We start from the raw sequence: 23,593 nt of genomic DNA on the forward strand, positions 1-23,593 counted from the left end.
CGTCGTGGTCAGCCCGGCACTGCAACCGCGGCCCGATCACCCGGCGCTGCGGTGCCGGCACTGCCGTGGCGTGGCGGGGGAGGTGGTGCTCGACCTCGGTGCGCAGCCGGGGTGCGAGCAGTTCGCCGGGGACGACGGGCCGGATCCGGTGTTCGGCCTGCGGATGTGGTTCTGCGTGGGGTGTGGGCTGGCCCAGCTCGCCGAGGATCCCGGCTGGCCGGAGACGACCGCCGGAGTGGAACCGCAGGCGATGCGGGACCAGGCCGAGCGGGTGCTGTCCCGACTTGACGCGGAGGGCTGGTTGCGGGCCGGGCAGACGGCCGCGGAGTACGGCAGCCCGCACGGCGGCGCGTGGCTCCCGCGTGTGGTGCGACGCGGGCTGAAGCCTGCCAATGGACGGGCTGACCTGGTGTTCGACACCTACGGTCTGCTACACGAACCGGAGCAGGCCGAGGCGTTGCTGACTCGGGCGGCGCGGGTGGCGTCCGGCGGGGCGCTGGTGCTGCAGCTGTTCAGCCTGGCCGGTGTGCTGCGGCACGGGCAGTGGGGCGAACTGCGGCACGGGCATCACGCGTACTGGTCGTTGCCGGCGTTGGACCAGGCGTTGCGCCGGTTCGGCCTCGGGGTACACCGGGCCTGGAACTATCCGCTGGCCGGCGAGACGCTGGTGGTGCTCGCCAACCACGATCCGCAGCCGGACGACGAGACCCGCGCGGTGTTCGCCGCCGAACTCGCTGCCGGGGTCACCGAAATCGACGCGCTCCGGACGCTTCAGCACCGCGCGGACACCGATGCGGCCGTGCTCCGGCGTTGGCTGAGCGGGCGGAAACGACGCGTGATCGGGTACGGCGCGGCTTCCCGTTCGGTGCCGTTGCTCTGTCACGCGGGGGTCGAGGTAGACCTGCTCCCCGCGGTCGCGGATGCGTCCCCGGCAAAGCAATGGCGACGGGTGCCCGGCACGCAGATCCCGGTCGTTCCGCCGGAATACCTTGGCCCGGGGCAACCCGCCGATGTGTTGCTGCTCCTGCCGCAGCTGCTCGACGAGGTGCGGCGCGCGCTGCCCGAGGTCGAGGACCGCGGAGGACGCTGGATCAGCGTGCACGACGTGCTGGCCGGGCGCGCGTGAGCACGCCGGAGCTGTCGGTGTTGATGGTGACCTACAACGCCGCCGCACACGCAGAGCGTACGTTGCGAGCGTTGACCGGACCGGCGGCTCCTTCGGTGCCGTTCGAGATCTTGGTGAGCGACAACGGCTCCACGGACGGCGTCGCGGACATTGTGGACGATGTCTGCGGCCGGGGAACCGGGCAGCGGCTGGGCTGGAACAGCGGCTTCGCGCACGGGGTGAACCGGGCGGCCTCGCGTGCTTCCGGGCGGTACCTGCTGTTGCTGAATCCGGACGCCGAGCCGAAACCCGGCGCGATCGATGCGATGCTCGAGCACCTGCGGGCGAATCCGGACCACGGCATTGTCGGCGGCCGCACTCTGGACACGGCCGGGCGGCCGGAGCCACGTAGCTGCTTCGGCCGGATCACGCCGTGGAGCCTGACCTGTTCCGCACTCGGTTTCTCGGTGCTGGCACGGGGTTCGCGGTGGCTCGACCCGGAATCCCTTGGTGGCTGGGCACGCGATTCGGTGCGGCAGGTGGACGTCGTGTCCGGTGGGTTGATGCTGCTCGGCCGGGAGCTGTGGGACCGGCTCGGCGGCCTGGACGAAGGATTCCGTATGTACGGCGAGGACCAGGATCTGTGCCTGCGGGCGCGAAAGCTCGGTGCCCGTCCGTCGATCACGCCGGCCGCTGAAGTGGTGCACGACGTCGGCGCGTCCTCCGGGGGCGACCTCTCCGGCCGGGACGTGCTGGTGCTGGCCGGGCGCGCCGGGGTGGTGCAACGGCACCTCGGGCCGTGGCGGAGGTACGGCCTGTTCGCGATGCAGGCGGGGGTTGCGCTGCGGGCGGCGGCGGAGCGGGTGCTGCGCCGGCGTCCACGGTGGGCGGTCGTGTGGCGGCGCCGGGCGGAGTGGGCGCAGGGCTGGCCGGGGACGCGGATTCCGGAGGGCTCGTGCGGAAGGTGATCGCCGCGGTGGTGCGTTCCGGGACCACTGTGGTGGGTTCGGTTCGCGCGGTCCGTACCGAGCAGCCGCATGCGGTGCTGACTTTCGACGACGGGCCGGATCCGGTGGGCACGGAACGGGTCCTGTCCGCGTTGGCGGCCGGTGGCGCGAGCGCGACGTTCTTCGTGCTGACCGAACGCGTTGCGCGATTCGGCACCCTGCTCAGGGAAACCGCCGCGGAAGGACACGAGATCGCATTGCACGGTCCCGATCACCGTCGGCTGACCCGGTTCGGTCCGCACGAGGTGGCGGCACGGGTGACCGCGTCACGGCGCCGGCTGGAAGACGCACTCGGCACGCCGGTCCGGTGGTTCCGCCCGCCGTTCGGCGCGCAGACTCCGTCGACTTGGCGCGCGATCCGCAGTACCGGCCTGGAACCCGTGCTGTGGGGGCCGACCGCGTGGGATTGGCTCGACGAACCCGTACCGGCGCTGGCCGCTCGCGCGATGGAAGGGTTGACGCGCGGCGCGATCCTGCTGTGCCACGACAGTTACGCCGACGACCCCGACCACCCGTCGGGCGCGGCACCGACGTTCGACCGCGGCGCGCTGACCTCGGCGGTCGTGGACGGCCTGGCGGACCGTGGGCTGCGTGGCGTTTCGTTGGCGGACGCGTTGGACGCAGGTGGGACTGCCGAACGGTGGGCGTGGTTCCGGCGTTGACGATCAGCCGGATTTCGCCGCTACGGCCAGGGTTTCCTCGGCCGCGCGGGACCAGGTGGCGTGCTTGATCACCGCCGGGGCCTGTGCCACGGTGCGTTCGCGCAGTTCGTCGTTCGCGAGCAGGGTGGTGATGAGTGCGGCCAGTTCGGCCGGGTCGTCGGAGGTCACCAACCCGCCGTTGTCGCCGGGGCGGATGATCTCCGGCATCGCGCATCGGTCGCGTCCCACACACGGCAAGCCGTGTGCCAGCGCCTCGACGAAAGCGATCCCGTAACCCTCGAAGTGACTCGGCAGCACGAACAGGTCGTGCGATGGGTAAAGCTCCCGCACGCGTTCGAGCGGGACGCGGCCGAGGAACGTCACACCGTCCGGAATCGCGTCGGGCAGCGGCCAGGTCGCCGGTCCGGCGATGGTCAGTTCCATTCCCGGATCCAGGTCGCGGCGGAGAATTTCCCACGCAGCCACTACCTGTGGGCCGGCCTTGGTGGGGAAATCCTTTCCCACGAACAACAACCGTCGCGGTCGCGTGGACCGGGGCGGCACGGTCGGCGCGGCGGTGGGCAGCGCGTTGCAGCCGGGGTTGACCACGTGCACCTTGTCCGAGGGCAGGCCGGACACGCGAACTAGATGCGCGGCAAGCCATTCGCTCATCGCGAGCACGCCGGCCGCGCCCGCGTAGATCTCCAGCTGACGTTCGCGCAGCTGCTCGATCCGCGCCGCGGACAGATGTGGGAAATGCCGTAGTTCCCGTTCTTCGCGCAGCAGGTCGAAGCTCAGATCCTGGTAGACGAGGTACGGCCTGCGCAGCCGTGCGAGATCGCCGATCTGCAGTACGAGGGCACATTCCGCGGCCGCTTCCGCGCGGCGCAACCGCTGCTGTGCCAGCGATTGCGTGACCGGATGGTGTTTCCAGCCGCTCGTCCACCTGCCGTCGTGGCGCCGTGCGGCGAGCGTCTTCAACGCCAGCCTCGCCGGTTGTGGCCAGCTGAGCCCGAGATCGGCCACGGTGGTCTGCTCCCGCAGTGCGGCACGTAGGTGCCACGGTGTGTACGACCAAGTCGGTTGCGGAGGGTCGTCCCACGCGCACGCGAAGCCGAGCACAGGTCTCGCGACACCAGACGGTGACACTTCTTCTGTCACGTTCAGGCTGCTTTCGTCGATTGACACAACGAGGCGGGTCGGGGTGACCCATCCTGACGGGCGGCGGAAGGGCGGGTCAATGGACCTCTTCGGGATTTTCCGGATCGCGCTGAGGCGGTGGTACGTGCTCGTCGCCGCCCTCGTCGTGACCGGACTGCTGGGGTTCGTGGCGGCGAGTCAGGTTGCGCCCAGCTACTCCGTGGACGGCGTGCTGGTGGTCAACATCCCGTACGCGCAGGACGAGACCGCCGCTGCCCGGCTGGCCGGAAACCCGTACTACGACACCAGGACCGCGGCGTCGGTGATGGGTTCCATCGCGGATTCGCCGGACCTGCGCGACTTCGTCGCAGGTGGCGGCGGAAGCCCGGATTACGTGATCAATGTGGACAGTGGACGGCCACTGCTGCTGATCACCATCACCGCGCAGAGTCAGCAGGCCACACTGAGCACCTACACACTGCTGTGGAAGGAACTCGAACGCCGGATGCAGGCGTTGCAGGACGTCAAGCAGATCCCCGGCCAGTTCCGGGTGACCGTGGACGACGCGTTGCAGCCGAAGGAAGCGGCCGAGTCGACGGGCAGCCGAGCGAAGGTGCTGCTCGCTGCGCTGGCCATCGGCGTCGTGCTGGCGCTGGGCCTCTCGGTGTACGTCGACTACCTGATGCGCCGCCGTGAACTCCGGAAAGCGGCCACCGACCAGCCCGAAGCCGGCGCCGACACCGACATCGACATCGAGGCCGAGGCCGACACCGAGGCCGGCTGGTCCGACGTCCGCACTGAGCACACCGAGACACCGTGGTCCGATCAGCCGACTCGGCAGTTGCGTCCGGTGCCCAACGGCCGTCCGGAGGGCGCGGTCCCGGCCGGCCTGCCTGGCGACGGCGAACGACCGCGGTGAGCCTGCTGCACCGGCCGGAGCTGCGCAGCAGGCTCGGGCTCGGCGAGTTCATCCCGATCGAACGGCGCATCGACCGCCATCCGTGGCTCGCTGCGGTCGCACTCGGCGGCGGGGTGCTCGCGGTGTGCGCCGAGGTGTTCGTGCCGGACCTGGCCTTCCTTGTGTTCACCGTAACGGTGTTGCTGGCCGGTTACGCGTTCTCGCCGAAGGACGAGGTCACCGGGCTGACCTTGTTGCTGTCGGCGACGTTCCTGTTACCGGCGAACCTCGTGCTCGCGCCGCTCGGGCAGGCGGGGGCGCCGAGTGGGCTGTTCGCCGGCGGGTTGCTGCTGGTCTGGTTCTGTCTGCGCTGCGCGCCCGACCTCGGCACCGACCGCGGGTTCCAGCCGCTGCGCGTGGTGGTGCTGTTCGCGGTGGTGAGCCAGCTGGCCAGTTATGCGGCGGGGCAGGTACGTGGGTTGAGCCCGCTGGAAGCGTCCGGTGCGAACGCCGGTCTGCTCGGCGAGCTGGGCGCGATCGGCGTAGTGCTCTACACCGCCGACACACTGCGTGACGTGCGAGCGGTGCGCCGGGTTCTGAGCCGGGTGACGCTGGGCGCCGCGGTGCTCGCGTTCGTCGCGGTACTGCAGTTCTTCGACGTCGTCGACCTGGCGAAGCTGATCCGGCTGCCGGGCCTCACCCTGCACGAGTCGACCGCGGACTTCGTGCAGAGCCGCGACGGGTTCAACCGGGTGGCCGGGCTGGCCACCCATCCCATCGAATACGGCGTGGTGCTGAGCATGGCGTTACCGCTTGCCCTGCAGCTGGCGTTGACCGCGAAGCGGCACAAACCGGCGCGGTGGCTGGTCGTGGCGATGATCGCCGGGGGGATCCCGTTGTCGATCGGCCGTTCTGCGGTACTCGCGACCGGTGTCGCCCTGCTCGTGTACCTGGTTTCCCTGCGGCTGCGGACGATCCTGAACCTGGCGCCGTTCGCGGTCGCCGGTGTGCTGGTGGTGCAGGTGGCCGCGCCCGGATTGCTGTCGAGCATCAAAAGCCTGTTCACCAGCGCGGGCACCGATCCGAGCATCGAGGGCCGCACGGACGACTACGCCGCGGTCTTCGGGCTGTGGCAACACCATCCGGTGTTCGGGATCGGACCGGGCACCTACGTGCCGAAGCTGTACCGGGTGCTGGACAACGAGTACCTGTACGAGCTGGTCACGCTCGGCGTGGTGGGGCTCGCCGTGGGGCTGGCGTTGTTCGCGACCGGCTATTGCCTGGCGAGGCGCGTGCACCGCACCGCACCGGATCCGGACGCCCGCGGCATGGGCCAGGCGCTGGCCGGTTCGATCGCGGCTGCCGCCGCGGCCGCGTTCACCTTCGACGCCTTCGGTTTCGCGATCATGTTCATTACCACGCAGGTGCTGATCGGGTGCGCGGCCGCCTTGTGGCGGGTCTCGGTGCGCGACGTGCCGGAGGCCGACCGGTTGCCGCCGACCTGGATCCGGCGACTGGCGAACCGCACGCTGCGGGTTACCTGACGGGGCCGCGTTCGGTGCCCCACGAGACGCTCCGGCCGCGCGTCCGGCGGAGCGTGTCGAGCACCCGGGCAGCGAGACTCACTGCGGCGAACACCGCCGCGTCGAGCGGCCGGACGGTGCCCTCGCGGGTCAGCCTCACCAGCACACCCAGCCCCGCGGTCCCGTTCTCCGCCGGCAGTCCCAGCTCGGTCAGCTGGCGGTTCCCGGCCCCGACGCGGATTCGCCGCCGGACCATGGCGCGGATCGTTCGTACCGGCGTGACGGTGACTGTCACCTCCGGCACCAGCACGCGCCGAGCCGCACCGATACGGCGTTCCACGTATCCGTCGTCGGCGATGAGTCCTTGCGGCAGCGGGAAGGTGAGCGCGTGGCCGGCTTCGGAAAGCACGTAGACGCCGCGGCCCGCACCGTTGTGCCGTACGCCGGGTAGCTGCTGCCAGGCCGCGAGGTAACGGCGCACCAGCCAGGACGCTTCGGCGGTGCGCAGTTGCAGACCGGGCACCGCGAGCAGTGCGCCCGATTCGGCCAGCGACTCGCCGAGCCGGAGCAGGCCTCCGGCGTCGATGGTCACGTCCGCATCCACGTACGCGCGAGGGAAGGTGGTGCAACTTCCGTCGCCGAGGTTCAGCGCATTCGCCTTACCGGGCAAGGCAGTGTCGAGCACGAGGTCGCCGGGACCGGCGGCGGCCCGCGCGGTTTGCGCGGTGCGGTCGGAGCAGCCGTTGGCCACGACCACGCAACGCACTCGCCGCGGTGGCGACGACCACCGGAGAATTGCTTGCCCGACCACGGATTCTTCGTTGTGCGCAGGGATCACCACGTCCACCGGAGCAGCCTACGGAATGTCACCACGACACCGGAAGACGGGCTCGGGCACAGCTTGATCAAAATACCGTGATCGGTTTACCGAAACTGTGGAAGATCGATTTTCGGTCTCGTGCGCGGGATGATTTTTTTCGCGACGAATACGCTGGTAAAAGCGGGTTTTTACGGGCTGTCACCGGATGGTGCCTTGCCAGGTCGGTCGAGGACATGCATAGTCGTCGTCGTTCCATCACGAAACGATATCGGTTGCATTTCAGCCAGTTCACTGGGAGGTGAGGCGCTCATGCGCCGCATCCTTGTTTCCGCGGGCGGGACGGCTGCCGTGCTGACGGCCGCGTTCGTCGCCGCATCCGGGCTCGTGCCGAGCGCGTCCGCCTCCGGCGGCTACGGCGTGCCCTCCGGCACTGCGCTCAAGAGCGTGCAGGACGTGACCGCCGATCAGCCGGGCCAGGTCCTCGACGCGCTCGACGTGCACGGCACGATCACCGTCACGGCCCCGGACGTGACCGTCAAACGCAGCAAGTTCACCGGTGCCGGCCAGGACTGGGCGGTACGCACCGCCGGCAGCGGTTCGGTGCACCTCGAGGATGCCACTCTCACCGGCGACTACTCGGACGCCGCGATCAGCTACCACAACTGGAGTGCCACCCGGATCGACCTGTCCGGGATGAGCAACGACGGTGGCAAGGTCGGCAACAACGTGTCGATCACCGATTCCTGGATCCACGACTTCACGCCCGCCTCCGGTGCACATTCCGACGGGCTGCAGGTCGTCGAGGACGTCGGCACCATCGTGATCAAGAACAACAAGATCGACATCGGCAAGGCGCCCGGGGTCAACGCGGCGATCTTCCTTTCGCCGGACCTCGGCCCGGAAAACCCGTCGGCGGGCCCGATCAGTGTCGACGGCAACACCCTCGGTGGCGGCGGGTACACCTTCTACAGCGTCAGCGGCCGGGACGGTGCGAAGCTGCAGGACGTGTCGGTGACGAACAACAAATTCGTCAAGGACGCAATTTTCGGTCCGGTGTACCCGACCGAATTCGTCGCGAAGAACGTTTCCGGGAATACCTACACCGACGGCACCGCGGTGAAGATGCCGGCTTGATCGCGATTCCGGTCCGGCGTCTCCCCAACCGGGGCGCCGGGCCGTATCGTCGAATGCGTGCGCCCGGTGAAACTGTTGGTGGCAGCGGCGGTCGTGGTCGCCGCCGCGGTGGTCGTGGTGGCGATGACCGGCCGGGGGAGTGAATCCACACCGCCCCCTTCGTCGTCGCAGCAGGCCGGTTCGATGACCGCGGATCGCGCCGGGGTAGTGCTCAGCGGGCTGGATCTGCACGGCATGCTCACCGTCACCGCGCCGGACGTGGTGGTGCGGCACAGCCGGTTCACCGGCGACGGCAGCACTCCGTGGGCGATCCGCACCGACGGCGCCGGTTCGGTGCGGATCGAGGACACCGTGATCACCGGTGACTACACCGACGCCGGGATCTCGTACGGAAACTGGTCGGCAGTCCGGGTGGAGATCTCGGAGATGACCAACGACGGCGCGAAACTCGGGCCGCACACGACGATCACCGACTCGTGGATCCACGACTTCGCGCCGGCCCCCGGCGCGCATTCCGACGGGCTCCAGCTCACCGAGGACGTCGGCGACATCGTGGTGAAGAACAACCGCATCGACATCGGCACCGGGGAAGGTGCCAACGCGGCGGTATTCCTTTCGCCGGACATCGGTTCGGAAAACCCGTCGGCCGGTCCGATCCGCATCGAGGGCAACACACTCGGCGGTGGTGGCTACACCTTCTACAGCGTCGGCGGGATGCACGGAGCCCGGCTGCAGGACGTGACATTGACTGGCAACACTTTCCGCCGTGACGCTCGGTTCGGCGCGATCTACCCGACGGATTTCGACGCGCACACGGTGTCGGGCAACGTCTACGCAGACGGTTCGTCGGTGCCAGTGCCAGGGTGAACGTGCAGCTTCGCACGGACGGCGGCGAGCAGCGCAGGTGCCGACCGATGCCGGTGGAACGGCAGCTCGAACACCGCCGCGAAGGCACGCGCGAACAGCACGGCGACCGGCGCCGCGATGGCTGTGGTGAGCAGAAATGCGGGAGTTCCCGCGGAGACGTGCGGGCCGAGCAGTAACCGGCTGACCACCGCCACGATCGGCACATGCACCAGATACAGGCTGTAGGAACAGGTGCCGAGGAAACGCAGGGGAGCGCTGTCCAGCATCCGTACCAGCCACGCCGGCCTGCCCTGCGCGATCCCGGCCAGCAGTGCTGCGGTGGGGAACGCGGCGAGCAGGTCGATCCAGAAGTAGTTGCCGACCGTGCGGACCGGACCCAGCGCCGCAATCAGCCCTGCGATCCCGGCACCTCCGGCCAGCGCCAGCCACGGCCACGGCATCCGGCTGGGGTGCCGGATCCCGGCGGTCACCGCGCCGAGCGCGAACAGCACCGCGAACTCGGGCGTCAGGTACAGCAGCGCGGCGAACATCGGCACGTGCCCGGACAACACCTGCACCAGGACGACGCCGGCGAGTACGCAAGCGACCAGAATGGTTGCACCGACGCGCCTGCGCAGCAGCAGCAACAGCGGGAAGAGCAGATACAACTGGGCTTCCACGGCAATGGACCAGAACGCGCTGTTCGGACTCGGCGCGGAAACCGCGTCCTGGACCAGGATTCCGTACACCAGCAGGGATTTTCCGGTCGGCACCACACCTGGTGTCTCGGTCACCAACAGCCGGGCGACGAGGAAACTGAACACCAGAGCGGCCCAGTACGCGGGCAGGATCCGCCACGCCCGGCGGCGCAGGAAGGTGCGGAGGCGGCCGAGTTGCCAATCCCGTCGCGCCGGTGCGACGGCCAGTGAGAAACCGGACAGCACGATGAACACGACCACCGCGAGATGCCCGTAGAGCAGGAAGGACAGCCACCACGGCCCGTTGTCGGCGGGGAACCCGGGATAGCTGAACAACCGGCAATGGTGCAGGACGACGAACACCGCGGCGATCCCGCGGAGTCCGTCGAGTCCGGCGAGCCGGGTGCGGCCGGACACCGCAGGCTTCGGTACCTCGGTCACGCGCACGTCGGTGGCTCCCCGGATAACGATGCTGTCATCACTACATCGGTGCGGCCGGCGTGGCCGTAACGCCGTCCGGTCAATTCCGATTCCGGTGGTGACCGGATCGCGGAGGGCGGCGCAGGCATGGGCGGTGTGGTGAAAGGCGAAGCGGGAACACCGCGGCCGTTGCTGTCGCTGGCGATGCCGGTCCACAACAGCGAGCGGTTCCTCGCCGAGGCGTTGGACAGCATCCGCGCGCAGGATTTTCCCGGATGGCGGTTGCTGATCTGCGACAACGCCTCCACCGACCGGACCGAAGTGATCGCGAAGGAGTACTGCGTACTCGACGAGCGAATTTCGTACGTGCGCCACGAACGCAACCTAGGTGCTGCACGCAACCACAACTACGGGTTTCACCACACCGACGGTGACTACTTCGCCTGGGTGCACGGGGACAACGTCTACCTGCCCACGTACTTCAGCCGCTGCCTGGCGGAGCTGCGTGCGCACCCGGAGGCTTCGTGCGCGCACACCGTCGCAGTGGACATCGACGTCGAAGGCAACCGCACGCACCGCTGGGACGAGCACCTGCGTGCCGACCACGCCGACGTCGCGCTCCGGTTCCGCGATCTGACCGAACGCGACCACATGTGCTTCGCGTGGTTCGGTGTCGTGGACCGCGATCTGCTCGCGCAGACGTCGCTGCATGCGCCGTTCGATTCGGCTGACCGGCTCGAGATCGTGGAACTCGCGCTGCGCGGGCCGATCCGGCTGATCGACGAAGAACTGTTCCGGCACCGTGAGCATCCGGGCCGGATCATGCGGCAGGCACCCACCGCGCGGTCGCGATATCTGATTCTGGACCCGGAGTGGCGCGGGCGGATTCCGTTCCCGGTGCTCAACATCGGACGGCAGTACGTGCTTGCGGTACTGCGCGCCCCACTGCCCACCCGGGACAAAGTACGGTGCCTGCTCCAGTTGCGTGGTTGGTTACGGACCAACTGGAAGCGGATTCTGCGCACGCTCGCCCGTGGCGGATACGAATACGCGAAGCTTGCCGTGCGAGGCAGGCAGTGACGACTGACGCGGAAATATCCCGCTCCACTGCTTCGGCCGCGGCGAAGGGCACTCGGTGGACTCTGGCGGCGATGGTCGTCCGGCAGTTCGGACGGCTGGGTTTCGCAGTGGTGCTGGCTCGCCTGCTTGGCCCTACGGATTTCGGTGTCGCGGCCGCCGCCACGGTCTACATTTCGCTGACCGCGGTGTTGCTCGAGGCCGGGCTGTCGTCGAGCATCGTGCAGAAGCCGGACCTGCGGCCACAAGACGAGGGTGCCACGTTCTGGGCACTGGCCGCGATCGGCCTCGCGATGGCCGGGGTGACCGTGCTGTTCTCCGACGAGATCGCGGCGTTTCTCGACGTGCCCGATCTCGGCCCGGTGCTGGTCGCACTTGCCGCGAGCCCGGTCCTCAAAGGTGTGTCCAATGTGGTCGGTGCGAAACTGCAGCGGGGGTTGCGTTTCCGCGCGATGGCGGTCACCGAGATCAGCGGCACGCTGGCGGGCGGGGTGCTCGGCGTGGTCGCGGCCGAGCTGGGCATGCGGTACTGGGCACTGGTCGTGCAGCAGGTCGGCACCGATCTGATCGTGCTGGTCCTGTGGTTCGCCGCGGCCGGGTTGCCGAAGCTCGTGGTCGACCGGGCGGCGTTGCGGCATCTGCGGACCTTCGCCCTGCCACTGGTGGCCGCGCAGATGATCGGATACGGCTCCCGCAACATCGACAACGTGGTGGTGAGCCGTTTCCTCGGCCAGACCGCGCTGTCGTACTACACGGTGCCGTACCGGATCATGCTGATCCCGGTGAGCCTGCTGGGAAACGTGGCGAACCGGGTGGCGTTCCCGGTGTTCGCGAAGGTGCAGGACGACCGGGACCGGGTGCGTTCGGTGTTCCTGCGGATCACCAGGGTGATCGGTCTAGTGGTGCTGCCGGCGATGCTGGGCGTCGCGGTACTTGCCGACGAGTTCGTGGAAACGGTCTTCGGCGCGCAGTGGCTGCCGTCGGCCCCGGTGGTGCAGGCCCTCGCGGTGACCGGGATCCTGCAGTCCCTGACCACACCGGGTGGTTCGGTGTTCATGGGACTCGGGCGTGCCGACGTCTCGTTCCGCTGGGCCTGGGTGCCCTTGACGTTCGTGGTGCCCGCCTTCTTCCTCGGCCTGCCGTGGGGAGTGACCGGCGTCGCGACGGCTTACACCATCGCGACGGTCGCGCTGACCCCGTTCCTGGTCCGGGCGATCGGCAGGCTGGCCGGGTTCGGGTTGCGGACGTGGGTGCGGTCGGTGCTGCCCGCGTTCATCTCGACGATGCCGGCGGCCGCGGCCGCCTGGGTCGTGCACATCGTGGCGCGGCAGCACGATTTTCCCGCGGTGGCGACCCTGATCGCCGGACTGGCCGTGGTACTGGCCGGTTATCTGGTGTTCCTGCGGGTGTTCTTCCCGCCGTCATTCCGCGAGGGACTGGCCGCGGTGCGGTTGCTCTCGACCGGAAAACTGATGAAGAGCGCGTGATCCGGGCACCGGCGACGGACCCGTGGAGCGGAGGACCCCTTGATCGGACAGTTGCTCGCCTATTTCCTGCTGTGCTTCCACTTCGTGGTCCTCGGCTTCCTGATCTTCGGCGGATTCCTCGCCTGGCGGTGGCCGCGCGTGCTGCTCGCACACTTCCCGCTGGTGGTGTGGGGAGTGCTCAGCTCGGTGTTCCCGCTCGACTGCCCGATCACCGCCGCGGAGAACTGGGCCCGCGGTATCGGTGGTCTCCCGCAGTACGACCGCGGTTTCGTCGAAACCTACCTCGCAGGGGTCGTCTACGACCCGGACCACGTGAACCACTTCCGCGCCGCGATGGCCTTGTTCGTGCTCGCCGGCTGGGCGGGGGCGTGGTGGTGCGCCCGGCGCCGCGCCGCCCGGCGGACCCCGGTTCCCGCCGGAACGGGCAACGGCCGGATCTCGTTGCGGTAGCCCGGAGACGCGCGCCGGATGGACGGCGGAAACCGCCCATCCGGCGCGGGACTCACAACCGGTCCGCCGCCGGGATCACGTCGGTGGCGAAGCGCTCCAGCACGGCCGGGTCCGGTACGCCGTGCGCCCAGCCCGTCGCGGCGTGGAAACCGAGATCGGCGAGCCTGCCGAGTTCGTCCAGCAGCGCACCGGTTTTCTCCCCACGCTCGCCGAGATCCAGCCGCACCGCGGCAGTTTTGGTGATCTCGGCGTAATCCCGGCCGACGTCCTCGCAGTGCTGCTTCAACACGTCGAGCTTGCGCTGCAGGTCGGGCCCCGGCAGCAGATTGCACAGGTCGCCGTACTGCGCGACGAGCCGCAGCGTCTTCTTCTCCCCACTGCCGCCGATCATGATCGGCGGGTGCGGACGTTGCAACGGCTGCGGCACGTTCAGCAGCCGCTCGGCGGTGACGTGGTTGCCGGTGAACGGTTCGGCGCCATCGGCCCACATCTGCCGGACGTAGCGCAGCGTGTCCTCCAGCAGTTCGAACCGCTCCTTCAGCGGCGGGAAGCGGAAGCCGAGGCCACGGGATTCCTCCTCGTTCCAGCCGGCGCCGATGCCGAGGATCGCGCGGCCGCCGGAGAGCACGTCGAGCGTGGTCGCGGTTTTCGCGAGCAGCCCCGGATGCCGGTAGTGCACGCCGCTGACCAGCGTGAGCAGCTTGACCCGCGACGTGTGCGCGGCCAGGAACCCGAGCGTGGTCCAGCCCTCGAGCATATCGTGCTCCGGCGGGCCGTACGCCTGGATCTGGAAGAAGTGGTCCATCACCGACAGGTAACCGAACCCCGCCTCGTCCGCGCCCCGCGCGACCTGTGCCAGGTCGGTGCGGAACCCGGACGGCCCGTTCGGCCAGGTCTGCTGCGACAGGTGCAGGCCGAGCTTCATGAGAGCGCGTTCGCGGCCGGGATGACCTCGGTGCCGATCTTCTCGATCAGCCGCAGGTCGGGAACTCCCGGCACGGCGCCGATCGCCGCGTCCACCCCGAGCCCGTGCAGCCGCTCCAGCTCCTTGACCAGCTCGCCGGTCTTCTCCCCGGACGGGCCGACGTCGAGGATGTGGTAGACGGTCTTGGTGATCTCCTGGTAGTCGCGGCCCTCGTTCTCGCAGTGCTGCTTGAGCACGTCGAGTTTGTGCTCCAGCTCCGGGCTGTTGAAGATGTTGCAGGCGTCGCCGTACTTCGCGACGAAGCGCAGCGTCTTCTTTTCGCCGCCGCCGCCGACCATGATCGGCGGACGCGGGCGCTGCAGCGGCTGCGGAACGTTGAGCAGCCGCTCGGCCTGGAAGTGCTTGCTGGTGAACGGTCCGTCGCCGTCGCCCCACATCTGCAGCACGTACTGGAGGTTCTCCTCCAGCAGTTCGAACCGCTCGGCGGTCGGCGGGAACGGGAAGCCGAGCCCGCGGGACTCCTCCTCGTTCCAGCCGGCGCCGATGCCGAGGATCGCGCGGCCGCCGGAGAGCACGTCGAGCGTGCTGATGGCCTTGGCGAGCAGGCCGGGGTGCCGGTAGAGCACACCGGTGATCACGGTCAGCAGTTTGGCGCGTTCGGTGTGCGCGGCGAGGTAACCGAGTGCGGTGTAAGCCTCGAGCATGTCGTGCTCGCTCGGGCCGACCTGCGGGATCTGGAAGAAGTGGTCCATCAGGGCGAGGTACTCGAACCCTGCCTCGTCCGCGGTCTTCGCAACCGCGGCGAGGTCGGTGCCCAGCGTGGCCGCTCCGCCTGCCCAGGTGAAGTCGGGGATCTGCAGTCCAAGTTTCATGTATTCGACGGTATACCTGGAGTTACCCCAGCTGGGTACTCAGAAATCGCGCACGATGGTGACCGTGCCGTGCAGCGGATCGGTCACATAGACCGCACGGGTCTGCTCGTCCACCGCCACCTCGCCGGGGTTGATGCCGAGGCCCAGTTCGCCGCTCAGCGTCCCGGCCTGTCCATCCACTCGGGACAGACCGTTCTGCCCGCCGTTGGTGTACACGGTTTCGGTGCCCTGGTGCACCGCGACCGAGGACGCTTCACTGCCGAGCAACACGGTCTTGACCTCGGTGCCGTTGACCCCGTCGACGATGGACAGGTGGTGGATCCCCGAGTTCGCCACGAACACCGTGCCGCTCTGCTGGTGCACGGCGATCCCGGTGGGTCCGGCGCCCACCGCGACGCTGCCGGTGAACTTGCCTGCGCCGAGGTCGCAGATCTCCACCGAATCGGTGTCCGGGCTGGTGCAGTAGGCCCGGCGGCGCCCGGTGTCGACGGCGACCCCGGCCAGTCCGGGCTTCGGCGCGGGCAGCAGGGTGCGCTGGGTGAGGCTGACCGTGTCGAGGATCGCGAACGTGCCTGCGCTGTTGCTCACCGCGTAGGCCAGCTGTGCGTCCGGGTCCACTGCCACCGCCGACGCGCCGGCACCCGCGTTGATCACACTCAGTGTGCGATGGGTTGCCCCGTCGATGGCCAGTACAGTGCCGCCGGGCGGGTTGGCGGCGTAGATCCGGTTGGCGGTCGTGTCCACCGCAAGACCGCTCGGCGCGCCACCCACGGTGAGCACTGCCACGACCTTCCCGGCCGTCGGATCGAGCACCGAGATCGAACCGGCCGTGGAATCGGCGGCGTACACCAGCCCGGTGACCGGATTCACCGCGATTGCGGAAAGTTCCCCGCCGACCTGGACCACGGTGACCCGCGGGGCTGCCGTGGCCGGGCTCGCGACCAGACCGGCGGCACCCGCCGCGACCAGCGCGAACAGGCCACGTCTCGGTAACTGCGGACCGCGCATCGCATCCCCTGCCCGGTAGCCGGTCGGTTCGGTTGCTCTCCGACCCTAACCCGGACGAGGATCACGTGAAGGAACTTCGGATCCCCCGGGCGCGTTGTTTCCGGTGAGTAACCGACTGTTGAGCGGACGGAGGCGAGCTGCGTGCACAAGCACCACAACGGGCTGAAGACGGCGCTGCTGCTCGGCCTGCTGTCCGCGGTCATCATCGCGATCAGCGGGCTGTTCGGGCGCGGGGCGCTGATCATCGGCCTGGTACTGGCGCTGGGCATGAACGCGTTCGCCTACTTCAACTCCGAGAAGATGGCGCTGCGGGCGATGCACGCGCGCCCGGTCTCGGAGGTCGAGCAGCCCGCGATGTACCGGATCGTGCGCGAGCTGGCCACCACGGCACGGCAGCCGATGCCTGCGCTCTACCTCAGCCCGACCACGGCGCCCAATGCGTTCGCCACCGGCCGCAACCCGCAGCACGCCGCGGTCTGCTGCACCACCGGCATCCTCGGGCTGCTCGACGAACGCGAGCTGCGGGCGGTGCTCGGGCACGAGCTGTCGCACGTCTACAACCGCGACATCCTGATCTCGTGCGTGGCCGGTGCGCTGGCGAGCGTGGTCAGCGTGATGGCGAACATCGCGTTCTTCTTCGGCGGCGACGAACGCGACGGCAACCCGTTCGTGTCCCTGCTGCTGGTGCTCGTGGGACCGATCGCGGCCGGGGTGATCAAGATGGCGGTGAGCCGTTCGCGGGAGTACCAGGCGGACGCCTCCGGCGCCGAGCTGACCGGCGACCCGCTCGCACTGGCCTCGGCATTGCGCAAGCTGGAGCGGGGCACCAGGGCCGCCCCGCTCGCGCCGGAGCCTGCCGTGGTGTCGCAGTCGCACCTGATGATCGCGAACCCGTTCCGTCCCGGTGCGGGCCTGACCAAGATGTTCTCCACGCACCCGCCGATCGAGGACCGCATCCGCAGGCTGGAGGACCTGGCCCGCGGGCGCTGAACCGGCTCACTCCCAGGTCGCGGTCTCCGGGTCGATCCCGTGTGCCGCGGCGTTTGCGAAGATCACGTCCCGCAGCCAGCCCGCGAGTCCGGGGGCAAGGCCGTCGTAGTAGCTCGCGAATCCCGGGTCGGTGGCGAACTTGCGGCCGAGGCACGCATGCATCGAGTGCGTGCAGTCGAAGTACCGGCCGAGCGACGCGCGGTGCCGCTCGGCCAGCGCATCTGCCTCGGGCGAACCGGGGACGATGCCGGCTCGCCTGGCCGCGGCCAGGTCGGCGTTCAGTGCTTCGTGCTCGTCGGCGACCTGCTGCCAGTCCGCCGGCGTCAGGTCGGCGACCCGCTCGTCGTACTGCGCCCACTGCAGGGTGTCGCCCCACTGTTGTTCGGCCTCCTCGACCCAGGCCGGATCCCAGTCGGAGCCGAAGATCTCGACCTGTTCCTGCGGGGTCAGCCGGATCCCGCGCCGGGTGGCCGCCATCATCCGGTCCACCGCGGAGACCATGTGCTGCAACCGGGAAATGCGGCCGAGCAGTTCCTCGCGCTGCTTGCGGAGGTGGGCCCGCGCGTCCGTGGCGGGATCGTCGAGGAGGCGGCCGATCTCCGCGAGCGGGAAGCCCAGCTCGCGGTAGACCAGCACCCGGTGGATGCGCGCGACGTCGTCGGCCGAGTACACGCGGTACCCGGCCGACGTCCGTGCGCTGGGCCGGGCCAGCCCGATGGCGTCCCAGTGGTGCAACGTCTTCACGCTGACCCCGACGAGAGCTGCCGCCCTGCCGACGGTGAGGCCGTCCTGCTCGGTCACCGCCCCAGTGTTGCAGTTCACGGCCGTGGAATGGCGAAACCCACTGCACGGAGCCGGTCGGCCACCGGACCGTCCGGGTCGATCGGTTGCGCGGCGGTCAGCACGACCTGTGCGCCCTCCGGCGTCCGCACGGTCAGGTCGAGGGAGTTCCACGGTGTCTCGTGCGGCCCGTCCGTGCAGCCCGGCACCAGGTCTTCGCAGCGCTTGCGGATCTCGTCGAGTTCGCTGAGCACGCAGGAGAAGCTGATCATCCCGGGAGCGGCTGCACCGAACCGGCCGGCCGGCCGGAGCAGCACGTCCTGGAACGCCCAGCGACGCAGGTGGACCACCTGGTCCGGAATGCTGAACAGATCGCTGAAGCCGAGCCCGCGGAGCCAGAACTCCTTCGAGGCGGCCAGGTCGGCGGTCGGCACGAGCGGGAACATCGGCATGCCGTAGATGCCGTGGTAGTTGCCCGGCGAGACCGCGTCGAACGCGGGCATCGGCACCGGGCTGCGGTATTCGTCCATGCCCCCGAGCGTGCAGCCTCCGGCAGGGTCAGGGTCAAGCCGCCTCCCCAGCCCATGGCGCGGTCCACACTGGACCCACCCCCGGAGACGTCTCGACCCGGCCGCAGCTGCCGGACGACATCACCCTCGTGGCCGGTTCGTGCTGGTCACGGGGGTGATTTCACTGGTGTGGCAGGTGAGGGATTCGAACCCCCGAAGGCTGAGCCGTCTGATTGCTTCGCCGTGACGGGCGATGTCAGTACGTGCGTTATCACGATGTACACACAACGGCGTCGCGCCGGAGGGTTGTCGGCAAGTTGTGAGGTTTCGACGCCTGACGCAGCAAGCGCACGCGTCTTAGGTTGCCGCTGCAACCGACCAAGGAGGCCCCGTGACCTGCGACAACACCATCGCCTCCGTCGTCTGCACCGTGTGTGGCGCCCGATTCAGCTCTGTCGCCGACAGCATCGGCCATACGCACATGACTGATGCGGCTGGCTGCACGCCTGACCAGCTCGACGAGGCACTGCGCGATCTTGTACGCGGAGCGTGCCGCAGGCTGAGAACCAGCAGGTGAGCGCCGAGGAAGAGACTTCCGCCAAGAAGAAGGCTCTCGACACTCGCACTGCCGAACGATGCGCTACTCAGACCGCAGTGGCGGTCACTGGAGCCCGTTGAGGGTGAGGTTGAGCGCGTCGATCAGGTTGGTTCGGTTGCCAGGGCCCATGTTGGCGTCGGGGCCTCCGTTGTCGGCCTCGCTGGTGAACGCGAGGATTCGGCCGGATCGACTGAGGTCGTACACCGTGAGCGGGGTGCTGCGGATGCGATCGCCGTTGTTGCGGACCGCGGCGTACAGCTTGTGCACGCCAACGCGTTCGGCGCGCATCAGGTGGCGCATCTCGTCGGCAGGCCCGGACATTTCCGAGAGCGGATCGGCGTTCGTACCGTCGAGATAAGCTTGCGGTACCCGCAGTTGAGAGATCCTGGCCGGCCGGTAGTCCGGCAAAGTTTCGACCAAGCTCACTGCCAGGTTTCGCGGCAGAATCGGGTCGAGCTGAATTATCTGGTGGTCGGTGATCAACCGGACGGCGTCCCGGCCGGAAGCGGCGACCTGGATCGCGCCGTCGTTGCCTGGTTGCGGGAAGTTGCTCCACGAGTACAGCTCTCGCTCTGCAGCGGCGAGAACCGTGAGCGTGGCCCGGTATTGCGGGGTGAGCGCACCGTCCGTGCTGGCCAAACCGAGCCGAGTGAGTATGTCGGTGCTGCCTCGCCGCAGTGCGGCGGTGGCCTCGGTGGTCCGGTAGGTCTGGTCCGGGCCCACGACGACCGGTGGTTCGACGAGCCGGGCCAGCTCCCACGACGCGAGGAATACGGGCCGGGGCATTCGCACCGGCTTGTCGATGATGCTCACGGGCTGGGTCAGCCCCCGATGGTCGGGGGAGTGGGCGGTAGCCCGGTTCGCGGGTCGAGCAGCCTGCCGCCATCGTCGTCGGTCAGGCTGAATGCAGAGTCATCGTCCATGCCGTACTTGCGCTGGTGCTCGGCGTCCTCTTCGCTTTTGCCCTTGCCGCCGGCCGCGCCCATTCCACCCATGCCGGACGAGCCGCGTGCACCGGTAGCCCCGCGCCCGGCGGCTGAACCTCGGGCCGTGCCTTCCTCACCGGCACCGATACCCGAGCCGCTACCGATACCCGAGCCACCGGACCGTGCACCACCGCTCAGCCCACGACCGGCTGCTCCCCCTCCTGTACCAGGCGAGCCGCCCGGGCCGAACCCGCCGGTGGTGAACCCGCCAGCCAGGCCGGGAGACCACGACGAACCACCACCGGTGCCTGACGAGGAGCCCGGCATCGAGGGAAGCGGCACCGAGCCGGGACGAGGATCGGGCAACGACGGCGGAACATAGCCTGCAGTCTGTGTCCCTCCTCCGGATTGCCCGTCCTGCCCTGGGGTCGTGGTGCCTGGCGGGACGTAGTGACTGCCCGGCGAAGGCCCGGTGGATACCGGAGAGCTGCTGGGCGGTGTGGCGGTGTACGGCGTGCCGACACTGTCCGAACGCGGCGACGAATGCCCGTTCGTTCCGCCGGTGGAGGTGTGGGCCGAGTGAGAAGTAGCGGAATCTTGTGGGGTGACGGAGACGTCGCCGTCAAACCCGGTCAATTGCCCGTAGTCGGCCTTGAGGCCCTGTCCACTGGTCTGCGTTTGCTGTGCATAGCCGTGGTAGTGGTTGAGGTTGTCCTGCGCCAGCTTGTTGTACTGGTTTATCTGGTCTTCGGTGTCGGTATCCCACCACGACGCCTCGTCCCAGAAGTTCTTGTGCGGCGGCGTGTTCGGCATTGGTTGCAGCGCTTTTTTCATCTCGTCGAACCCATGCGCGGTGTCGGTCAGGTTCTGTCCGTTGCCGGTATAGGTTTGTGCGGCAGCGGTGGTCACGTCCGAAAACGGCTTGATCCGCGCCTGCGCGGCATCCGCACCACCACCGGACCAGGCCGACTCCAAACCGGCGCTCAACTGCTGCACCCGCGAACCGGCGTCATCGTGCTTACCGGCCAGCTTCGTGGCCTGCTCGGCGCCCTGGTGCCAGCTTTGGGCCCCCTTGCTGGCCAGGATCTTCTGGACCAATTCCGGCGCCGGGACCGCCTGGTCGCCGAGGTTCCCGTGCCACGCGTCCTCGACCCATTGCTCCGCGTCGTTGAACCGGTCATTGAGCCACTTCGTACCATCGCCGACCCAGTCGAAGAATCCCATCACGAACCCGCCTTCTGCCGCAGATTCGTGACCACCATGTCGGCTACCCGCGCCGTCAACTCACACGGGTCGGCCTTACCCTGCTTGGCATCACTAAGAGTGAGCGAGGCATCAACCGTCAACTCGTCCGAGACGCCCACGGTCACCGCGCAGAAGCCGGTATCGGTGCCGGAGCTGAACGTCGAATGCGCGACCGCGGGAAACCCTTGAATGGGCGGTAGTTCTTTCCAGACCTTGGCCTGCGGCTTCGTGTTCTGGTACACCGCACTGAGTCCCTGGTGCGTCAACGTCCCGTAGTAGATCGTCACCCCGGCCCCGGAGTCGAGGTTGCTCCAATCGCACTTGGAGCCGATTCCGGGGAGAGTGTCTGGCTTACCTTGCGGCACCATGCCAAGGATCTCCGTGAGCTGGCCCGAGGTGAGTGCTTCCTGGCAGGGCTGCCCGGAGAGCACTGACGAGGGCAGTGGGTGCTCGACCTTCGGGGCACCACTGTGCGGCAGTGCTGCGGCAGTGGATGACGGTGCCTGTGGGGTGCTGGCCGGGGCGGCGGTTGACCCCCCAGAGCACCCAGCGATCACCGATACGGCCGCAGCCGTGCTGAGTACCGTCGTGAGCGTTCGGCGCGTCATCACGCGAACCCCCCGTCCTGCTCGCCGGAGGCCGCGTTTTTGACATCGGCTCCGGCCTGCTCGTCCGAGGACTCGGTGGTCCCTAATGCCTTCTCCAGGCGTTTCACCAGCTCGTCGGCGTAGGCATACAGCTGTTCGACTTGATCCTTGCCCGCGACGAACGCACCCGGCGGCTGACCGTCGTTGACCAGGAGCTTGTTATAGCCGTTGCTGCCCGGCTCGTCCGCCGGTGACGTCAGCCGGGTCAGCTGCTCCGCGTCGGTCCGCATCTCGCGGAAATCTTCACGGACGCTCTTGGCCAGGTTGAGCATGCTCATGGCGTCGTCGCGGCTGAGGGCGAATCCCTGACCCGAGGGTGTGGCTGCTCCGCCGGAGGCTCCGCCTCCGCCGCCTGTTTGGTCGGTGATCGCGAAGCCGAGCCCTTCGAGCCAGCCTGGCTGCTGTGCAGGTTGAGACACTGCGCTTGCCCCTCCGATGACGTATGCCCGCCCTGTAGACAGTCGTCCATGCTGTGGAAATCTGTCCACCGGTACCGTAGCGGAGCGGTCACGCAGGGGTGGCAACCTCACGGAAAGAGATGACCGTCACTAGGGGCGGGCGTCTTTGGGCAGCAGCTCCTGGTGGCGGCGGGTCATGGCCTCGTACTCGACGTAGGCGCGGGAGTTGTCCGGTCCGCCGGCGGCCATCATTTCGTCGTGGGCGATGCTCTGCGCAGCCGTTACGTCAGCCACTTGGCCCATTACCTGCCTCATGTGCACGGCCTCGTCACGCATGTCGGCTGCGCCTGGCGCGCCGTACTCGGCGAGCCTGCCGAACAGGTCGATCACATCGACTTGAAGGTCGGCGGCTCTCCGTGCCCATAGTGCGTGCTGGCGGTAGTAGTTCCCGTAACCCCGATCAGCGTCCTCTCCGGACTCACTCGGTCGGTCCATCTGTCCATGCTGCCACGACGGAGACGCCGAAAGGCGGGTACATCGTTCGTGACGTCCTCAGTTCGGCTGTACGACGAGCTGGTCGTACATGTCGTGACGAAGCACGCTCCGCGTACAAGAACGTCGGCGGCGTGGTTCGGAGGCGCGACAAACACGCTCAGGCGCTCGTATCGGGTGCCGTCAACGTCATGATCCGTCGTTCGAGGTCGCTGTTGCGTGCGGCCAGCGCGTCGTGAAGTGGGTCGAGGGTGTGGAACGCGCGTGACGACTGAAGCCCGTCGACTCCGTCAATCGCTGCGGACGCCAGCGCTGCCCCGGCTGCTTCGCCAGTTGTCGCGTGCAGCGCGGCGAGAGTGACCCGTGCTTGAGCGCCGTCGCGACGCTGCCCTTCGGCCCAAATGCGCACAGACGACGCGGCGAGGTGTTCTGCTTCTTCGAGGTCGCCGAGACGCAGGTGAATCTGAGCCAGCATGTGGTCCATGTCTGGGCGGTCGAACTGGTCGGAAGGGTCTCACCCGTTTCCCGCGGAAGAGATCAGATCGCGTGCCCGGCCGGGGTGGTCGAGCATCGCCAGCGCGTGCGCGGAGTCGACGTCCAGCCAGGCATTGAGAACCTGCGTGCGTTCGTGGCGGGAATCCTGCGTGGTCAAGTTGAACTGCGCGAGCTGGAAGAGCTTGAGCGCCTCGTTGGGCTTGTCGGACTGGACCGTCATGTCGGAGTGGTAGATGGCGTTCACCGAGCGCTACGCATCGCCGGCGGGCGTTGCCAATTCGATCGACCGTGCGAAGTGCGTGCGGATGGTGTCGGCGGGCATGTCCGAGTCGAAGTAGCACCAACCAGCCAACGTGTGCAGCTGGCCCAGCTCGGAGGCCACCGCTCTACGCAATGTGGTACCTCATGTCGCACCTTGGGCCTCGCCGAGGCGAAGCCTGCGGACCGGAGTGGACTGACGCT

At 68.4% G+C, this 23,593-nt stretch carries 26 protein-coding genes; 11 read left to right on the forward strand and 15 right to left on the reverse strand.

Features of this window, described 5'->3' with window-relative positions; all coding sequences use genetic code 11:
• Positions 1–4: 4 nt before the first annotated feature.
• Genes ABD793_RS20560 through ABD793_RS20570 form a run of 3 tightly spaced genes read left to right on the forward strand, consistent with a single transcriptional unit; the run spans position 5 to position 2,774 of the window.
• Positions 5–1,126, forward strand: coding sequence for a methyltransferase domain-containing protein (locus tag ABD793_RS20560; RefSeq protein WP_344862292.1), 1,122 nt, complete (start codon positions 5–7; stop codon positions 1,124–1,126).
• Positions 1,123–2,073 (forward strand): glycosyltransferase family 2 protein, encoded by a 951-nt coding sequence (locus tag ABD793_RS20565; RefSeq protein WP_344862294.1) that lies wholly within the window; start codon positions 1,123–1,125, stop codon positions 2,071–2,073. The genes ABD793_RS20560 and ABD793_RS20565 overlap by 4 nt, the downstream gene beginning before the upstream one ends.
• Positions 2,061–2,774: a polysaccharide deacetylase family protein gene (locus ABD793_RS20570; protein ID WP_344862296.1), complete on the forward strand. Its 714-nt coding sequence runs from the start codon at positions 2,061–2,063 to the stop codon at positions 2,772–2,774. The genes ABD793_RS20565 and ABD793_RS20570 overlap by 13 nt, the downstream gene beginning before the upstream one ends.
• A 3-nt stretch (positions 2,775–2,777) precedes the next feature.
• Here the strand turns inward: ABD793_RS20570 and ABD793_RS20575 are convergent, their stop codons facing one another.
• Positions 2,778–3,779, reverse strand: a complete 1,002-nt coding sequence (locus ABD793_RS20575; protein ID WP_344862298.1) for a glycosyltransferase family 4 protein — start codon at positions 3,777–3,779, stop codon at positions 2,778–2,780.
• A gap of 214 nt (positions 3,780–3,993) precedes the next feature.
• Here ABD793_RS20575 and ABD793_RS20580 point away from each other — a divergent pair, with 214 nt between their 5' ends.
• Entirely contained in the window at positions 3,994–4,812 is an 819-nt protein-coding gene (locus ABD793_RS20580; protein WP_344862300.1) for a YveK family protein, read from the forward strand.
• Entirely contained in the window at positions 4,809–6,335 is a 1,527-nt protein-coding gene (locus tag ABD793_RS20585; RefSeq protein WP_344862302.1) for an O-antigen ligase family protein, read from the forward strand. Before ABD793_RS20580 ends, ABD793_RS20585 begins: the two co-directional genes overlap by 4 nt.
• On the opposite strand, the gene ABD793_RS20590 is transcribed toward ABD793_RS20585, so the two are convergent.
• Positions 6,328–7,161 carry a glycosyltransferase gene (locus ABD793_RS20590; RefSeq protein WP_344862304.1) on the reverse strand — a complete coding sequence of 278 codons (834 nt, stop codon included), beginning with the start codon at positions 7,159–7,161 and terminating at the stop codon, positions 6,328–6,330. The two genes, ABD793_RS20585 and ABD793_RS20590, sit on opposite strands and share 8 nt — an antisense overlap.
• 282 nt (positions 7,162–7,443) lie before the next feature.
• Between ABD793_RS20590 and ABD793_RS20595 the strand changes: the two genes are divergently transcribed.
• Together ABD793_RS20595 and ABD793_RS20600 are read left to right on the forward strand one after the other, a co-directional pair.
• Complete coding sequence (locus ABD793_RS20595) at positions 7,444–8,268, forward strand: hypothetical protein (protein WP_344862306.1); 825 nt, start codon at positions 7,444–7,446, stop codon at positions 8,266–8,268.
• 57 nt (positions 8,269–8,325) lie between these two features.
• Positions 8,326–9,135: a right-handed parallel beta-helix repeat-containing protein gene (locus tag ABD793_RS20600; RefSeq protein ID WP_344862308.1), complete on the forward strand. Its 810-nt coding sequence runs from the start codon at positions 8,326–8,328 to the stop codon at positions 9,133–9,135.
• Here ABD793_RS20600 and ABD793_RS20605 read toward each other — a convergent pair.
• Positions 9,099–10,253, reverse strand: coding sequence for an acyltransferase family protein (locus tag ABD793_RS20605; protein WP_344862310.1), 1,155 nt, complete (start codon positions 10,251–10,253; stop codon positions 9,099–9,101). The two genes, ABD793_RS20600 and ABD793_RS20605, sit on opposite strands and share 37 nt — an antisense overlap.
• A 126-nt stretch (positions 10,254–10,379) precedes the next feature.
• On the opposite strand from ABD793_RS20605, the gene ABD793_RS20610 reads away from it, so the two are divergent.
• The 3 genes from ABD793_RS20610 to ABD793_RS20620 are packed head-to-tail and all read left to right on the forward strand — an operon-like array spanning position 10,380 to position 13,246.
• Complete coding sequence (locus ABD793_RS20610; RefSeq protein ID WP_344862312.1) at positions 10,380–11,312, forward strand: glycosyltransferase family 2 protein; 933 nt, start codon at positions 10,380–10,382, stop codon at positions 11,310–11,312.
• Positions 11,309–12,796: a lipopolysaccharide biosynthesis protein gene (locus ABD793_RS20615; protein ID WP_344862314.1), complete on the forward strand. Its 1,488-nt coding sequence runs from the start codon at positions 11,309–11,311 to the stop codon at positions 12,794–12,796. Before ABD793_RS20610 ends, ABD793_RS20615 begins: the two co-directional genes overlap by 4 nt.
• A 39-nt stretch (positions 12,797–12,835) precedes the next feature.
• Positions 12,836–13,246 carry a DUF2784 domain-containing protein gene (locus ABD793_RS20620; protein ID WP_344862316.1) on the forward strand — a complete coding sequence of 137 codons (411 nt, stop codon included), beginning with the start codon at positions 12,836–12,838 and terminating at the stop codon, positions 13,244–13,246.
• A gap of 52 nt (positions 13,247–13,298) precedes the next feature.
• On the opposite strand, the gene ABD793_RS20625 is transcribed toward ABD793_RS20620, so the two are convergent.
• Genes ABD793_RS20625 through ABD793_RS20635 form a run of 3 tightly spaced genes read right to left on the reverse strand, consistent with a single transcriptional unit; the run spans position 13,299 to position 16,051 of the window.
• Positions 13,299–14,171: an LLM class F420-dependent oxidoreductase gene (locus tag ABD793_RS20625; RefSeq protein ID WP_344862317.1), complete on the reverse strand. Its 873-nt coding sequence runs from the start codon at positions 14,169–14,171 to the stop codon at positions 13,299–13,301.
• Positions 14,168–15,043: an LLM class F420-dependent oxidoreductase gene (locus tag ABD793_RS20630; RefSeq protein ID WP_344862320.1), complete on the reverse strand. Its 876-nt coding sequence runs from the start codon at positions 15,041–15,043 to the stop codon at positions 14,168–14,170. The genes ABD793_RS20625 and ABD793_RS20630 overlap by 4 nt, the downstream gene beginning before the upstream one ends.
• Before the next feature lie 39 nt (positions 15,044–15,082).
• Complete coding sequence (locus ABD793_RS20635; RefSeq protein WP_344862322.1) at positions 15,083–16,051, reverse strand: YncE family protein; 969 nt, start codon at positions 16,049–16,051, stop codon at positions 15,083–15,085.
• A gap of 141 nt (positions 16,052–16,192) precedes the next feature.
• Here ABD793_RS20635 and htpX point away from each other — a divergent pair, with 141 nt between their 5' ends.
• On the forward strand, positions 16,193–17,041 hold the full coding sequence (gene htpX, locus ABD793_RS20640; RefSeq protein ID WP_344862324.1) for a zinc metalloprotease HtpX: 849 nt from the start codon (positions 16,193–16,195) through the stop codon (positions 17,039–17,041).
• 6 nt (positions 17,042–17,047) lie between these two features.
• Here htpX and ABD793_RS20645 read toward each other — a convergent pair whose 3' ends face one another.
• From ABD793_RS20645 to ABD793_RS20685, 9 genes are all read right to left on the reverse strand, one after another.
• The gene (locus tag ABD793_RS20645; protein ID WP_344862326.1) at positions 17,048–17,842 is read right to left on the reverse strand and encodes a MerR family transcriptional regulator; all 795 of its coding nucleotides are present in this window, start codon (positions 17,840–17,842) and stop codon (positions 17,048–17,050) included.
• Positions 17,843–17,859: 17 nt separating this feature from the next.
• Positions 17,860–18,351, reverse strand: coding sequence for a VOC family protein (locus ABD793_RS20650; protein ID WP_344862328.1), 492 nt, complete (start codon positions 18,349–18,351; stop codon positions 17,860–17,862).
• A gap of 640 nt (positions 18,352–18,991) precedes the next feature.
• On the reverse strand, positions 18,992–19,741 hold the full coding sequence (locus ABD793_RS20655) for an ESX secretion-associated protein EspG (protein ID WP_344862330.1): 750 nt from the start codon (positions 19,739–19,741) through the stop codon (positions 18,992–18,994).
• 8 nt (positions 19,742–19,749) lie between these two features.
• A complete protein-coding gene (locus tag ABD793_RS20660) occupies positions 19,750–21,078 on the reverse strand; it encodes a WXG100 family type VII secretion target (RefSeq protein WP_344862332.1) in 1,329 nt (442 codons plus the stop codon).
• Positions 21,078–21,707: a DUF3558 domain-containing protein gene (locus tag ABD793_RS20665; protein ID WP_344862334.1), complete on the reverse strand. Its 630-nt coding sequence runs from the start codon at positions 21,705–21,707 to the stop codon at positions 21,078–21,080. Before ABD793_RS20665 ends, ABD793_RS20660 begins: the two co-directional genes overlap by 1 nt.
• Entirely contained in the window at positions 21,707–22,024 is a 318-nt protein-coding gene (locus ABD793_RS20670; RefSeq protein WP_344862336.1) for a hypothetical protein, read from the reverse strand. The genes ABD793_RS20665 and ABD793_RS20670 overlap by 1 nt, the downstream gene beginning before the upstream one ends.
• 270 nt (positions 22,025–22,294) lie before the next feature.
• Entirely contained in the window at positions 22,295–22,639 is a 345-nt protein-coding gene (locus tag ABD793_RS20675; protein WP_344862338.1) for a hypothetical protein, read from the reverse strand.
• A gap of 157 nt (positions 22,640–22,796) precedes the next feature.
• Positions 22,797–23,120: a hypothetical protein gene (locus ABD793_RS20680; RefSeq protein ID WP_344862340.1), complete on the reverse strand. Its 324-nt coding sequence runs from the start codon at positions 23,118–23,120 to the stop codon at positions 22,797–22,799.
• A gap of 30 nt (positions 23,121–23,150) precedes the next feature.
• On the reverse strand, positions 23,151–23,351 hold the full coding sequence (locus ABD793_RS20685; RefSeq protein WP_344862342.1) for a hypothetical protein: 201 nt from the start codon (positions 23,349–23,351) through the stop codon (positions 23,151–23,153).
• Between the last annotated feature and the right edge of the window lie 242 nt (positions 23,352–23,593).

Source organism: Amycolatopsis ultiminotia (genome assembly GCF_039536925.1).
GTDB classification, from domain to species: domain Bacteria; phylum Actinomycetota; class Actinomycetes; order Mycobacteriales; family Pseudonocardiaceae; genus Amycolatopsis; species Amycolatopsis ultiminotia.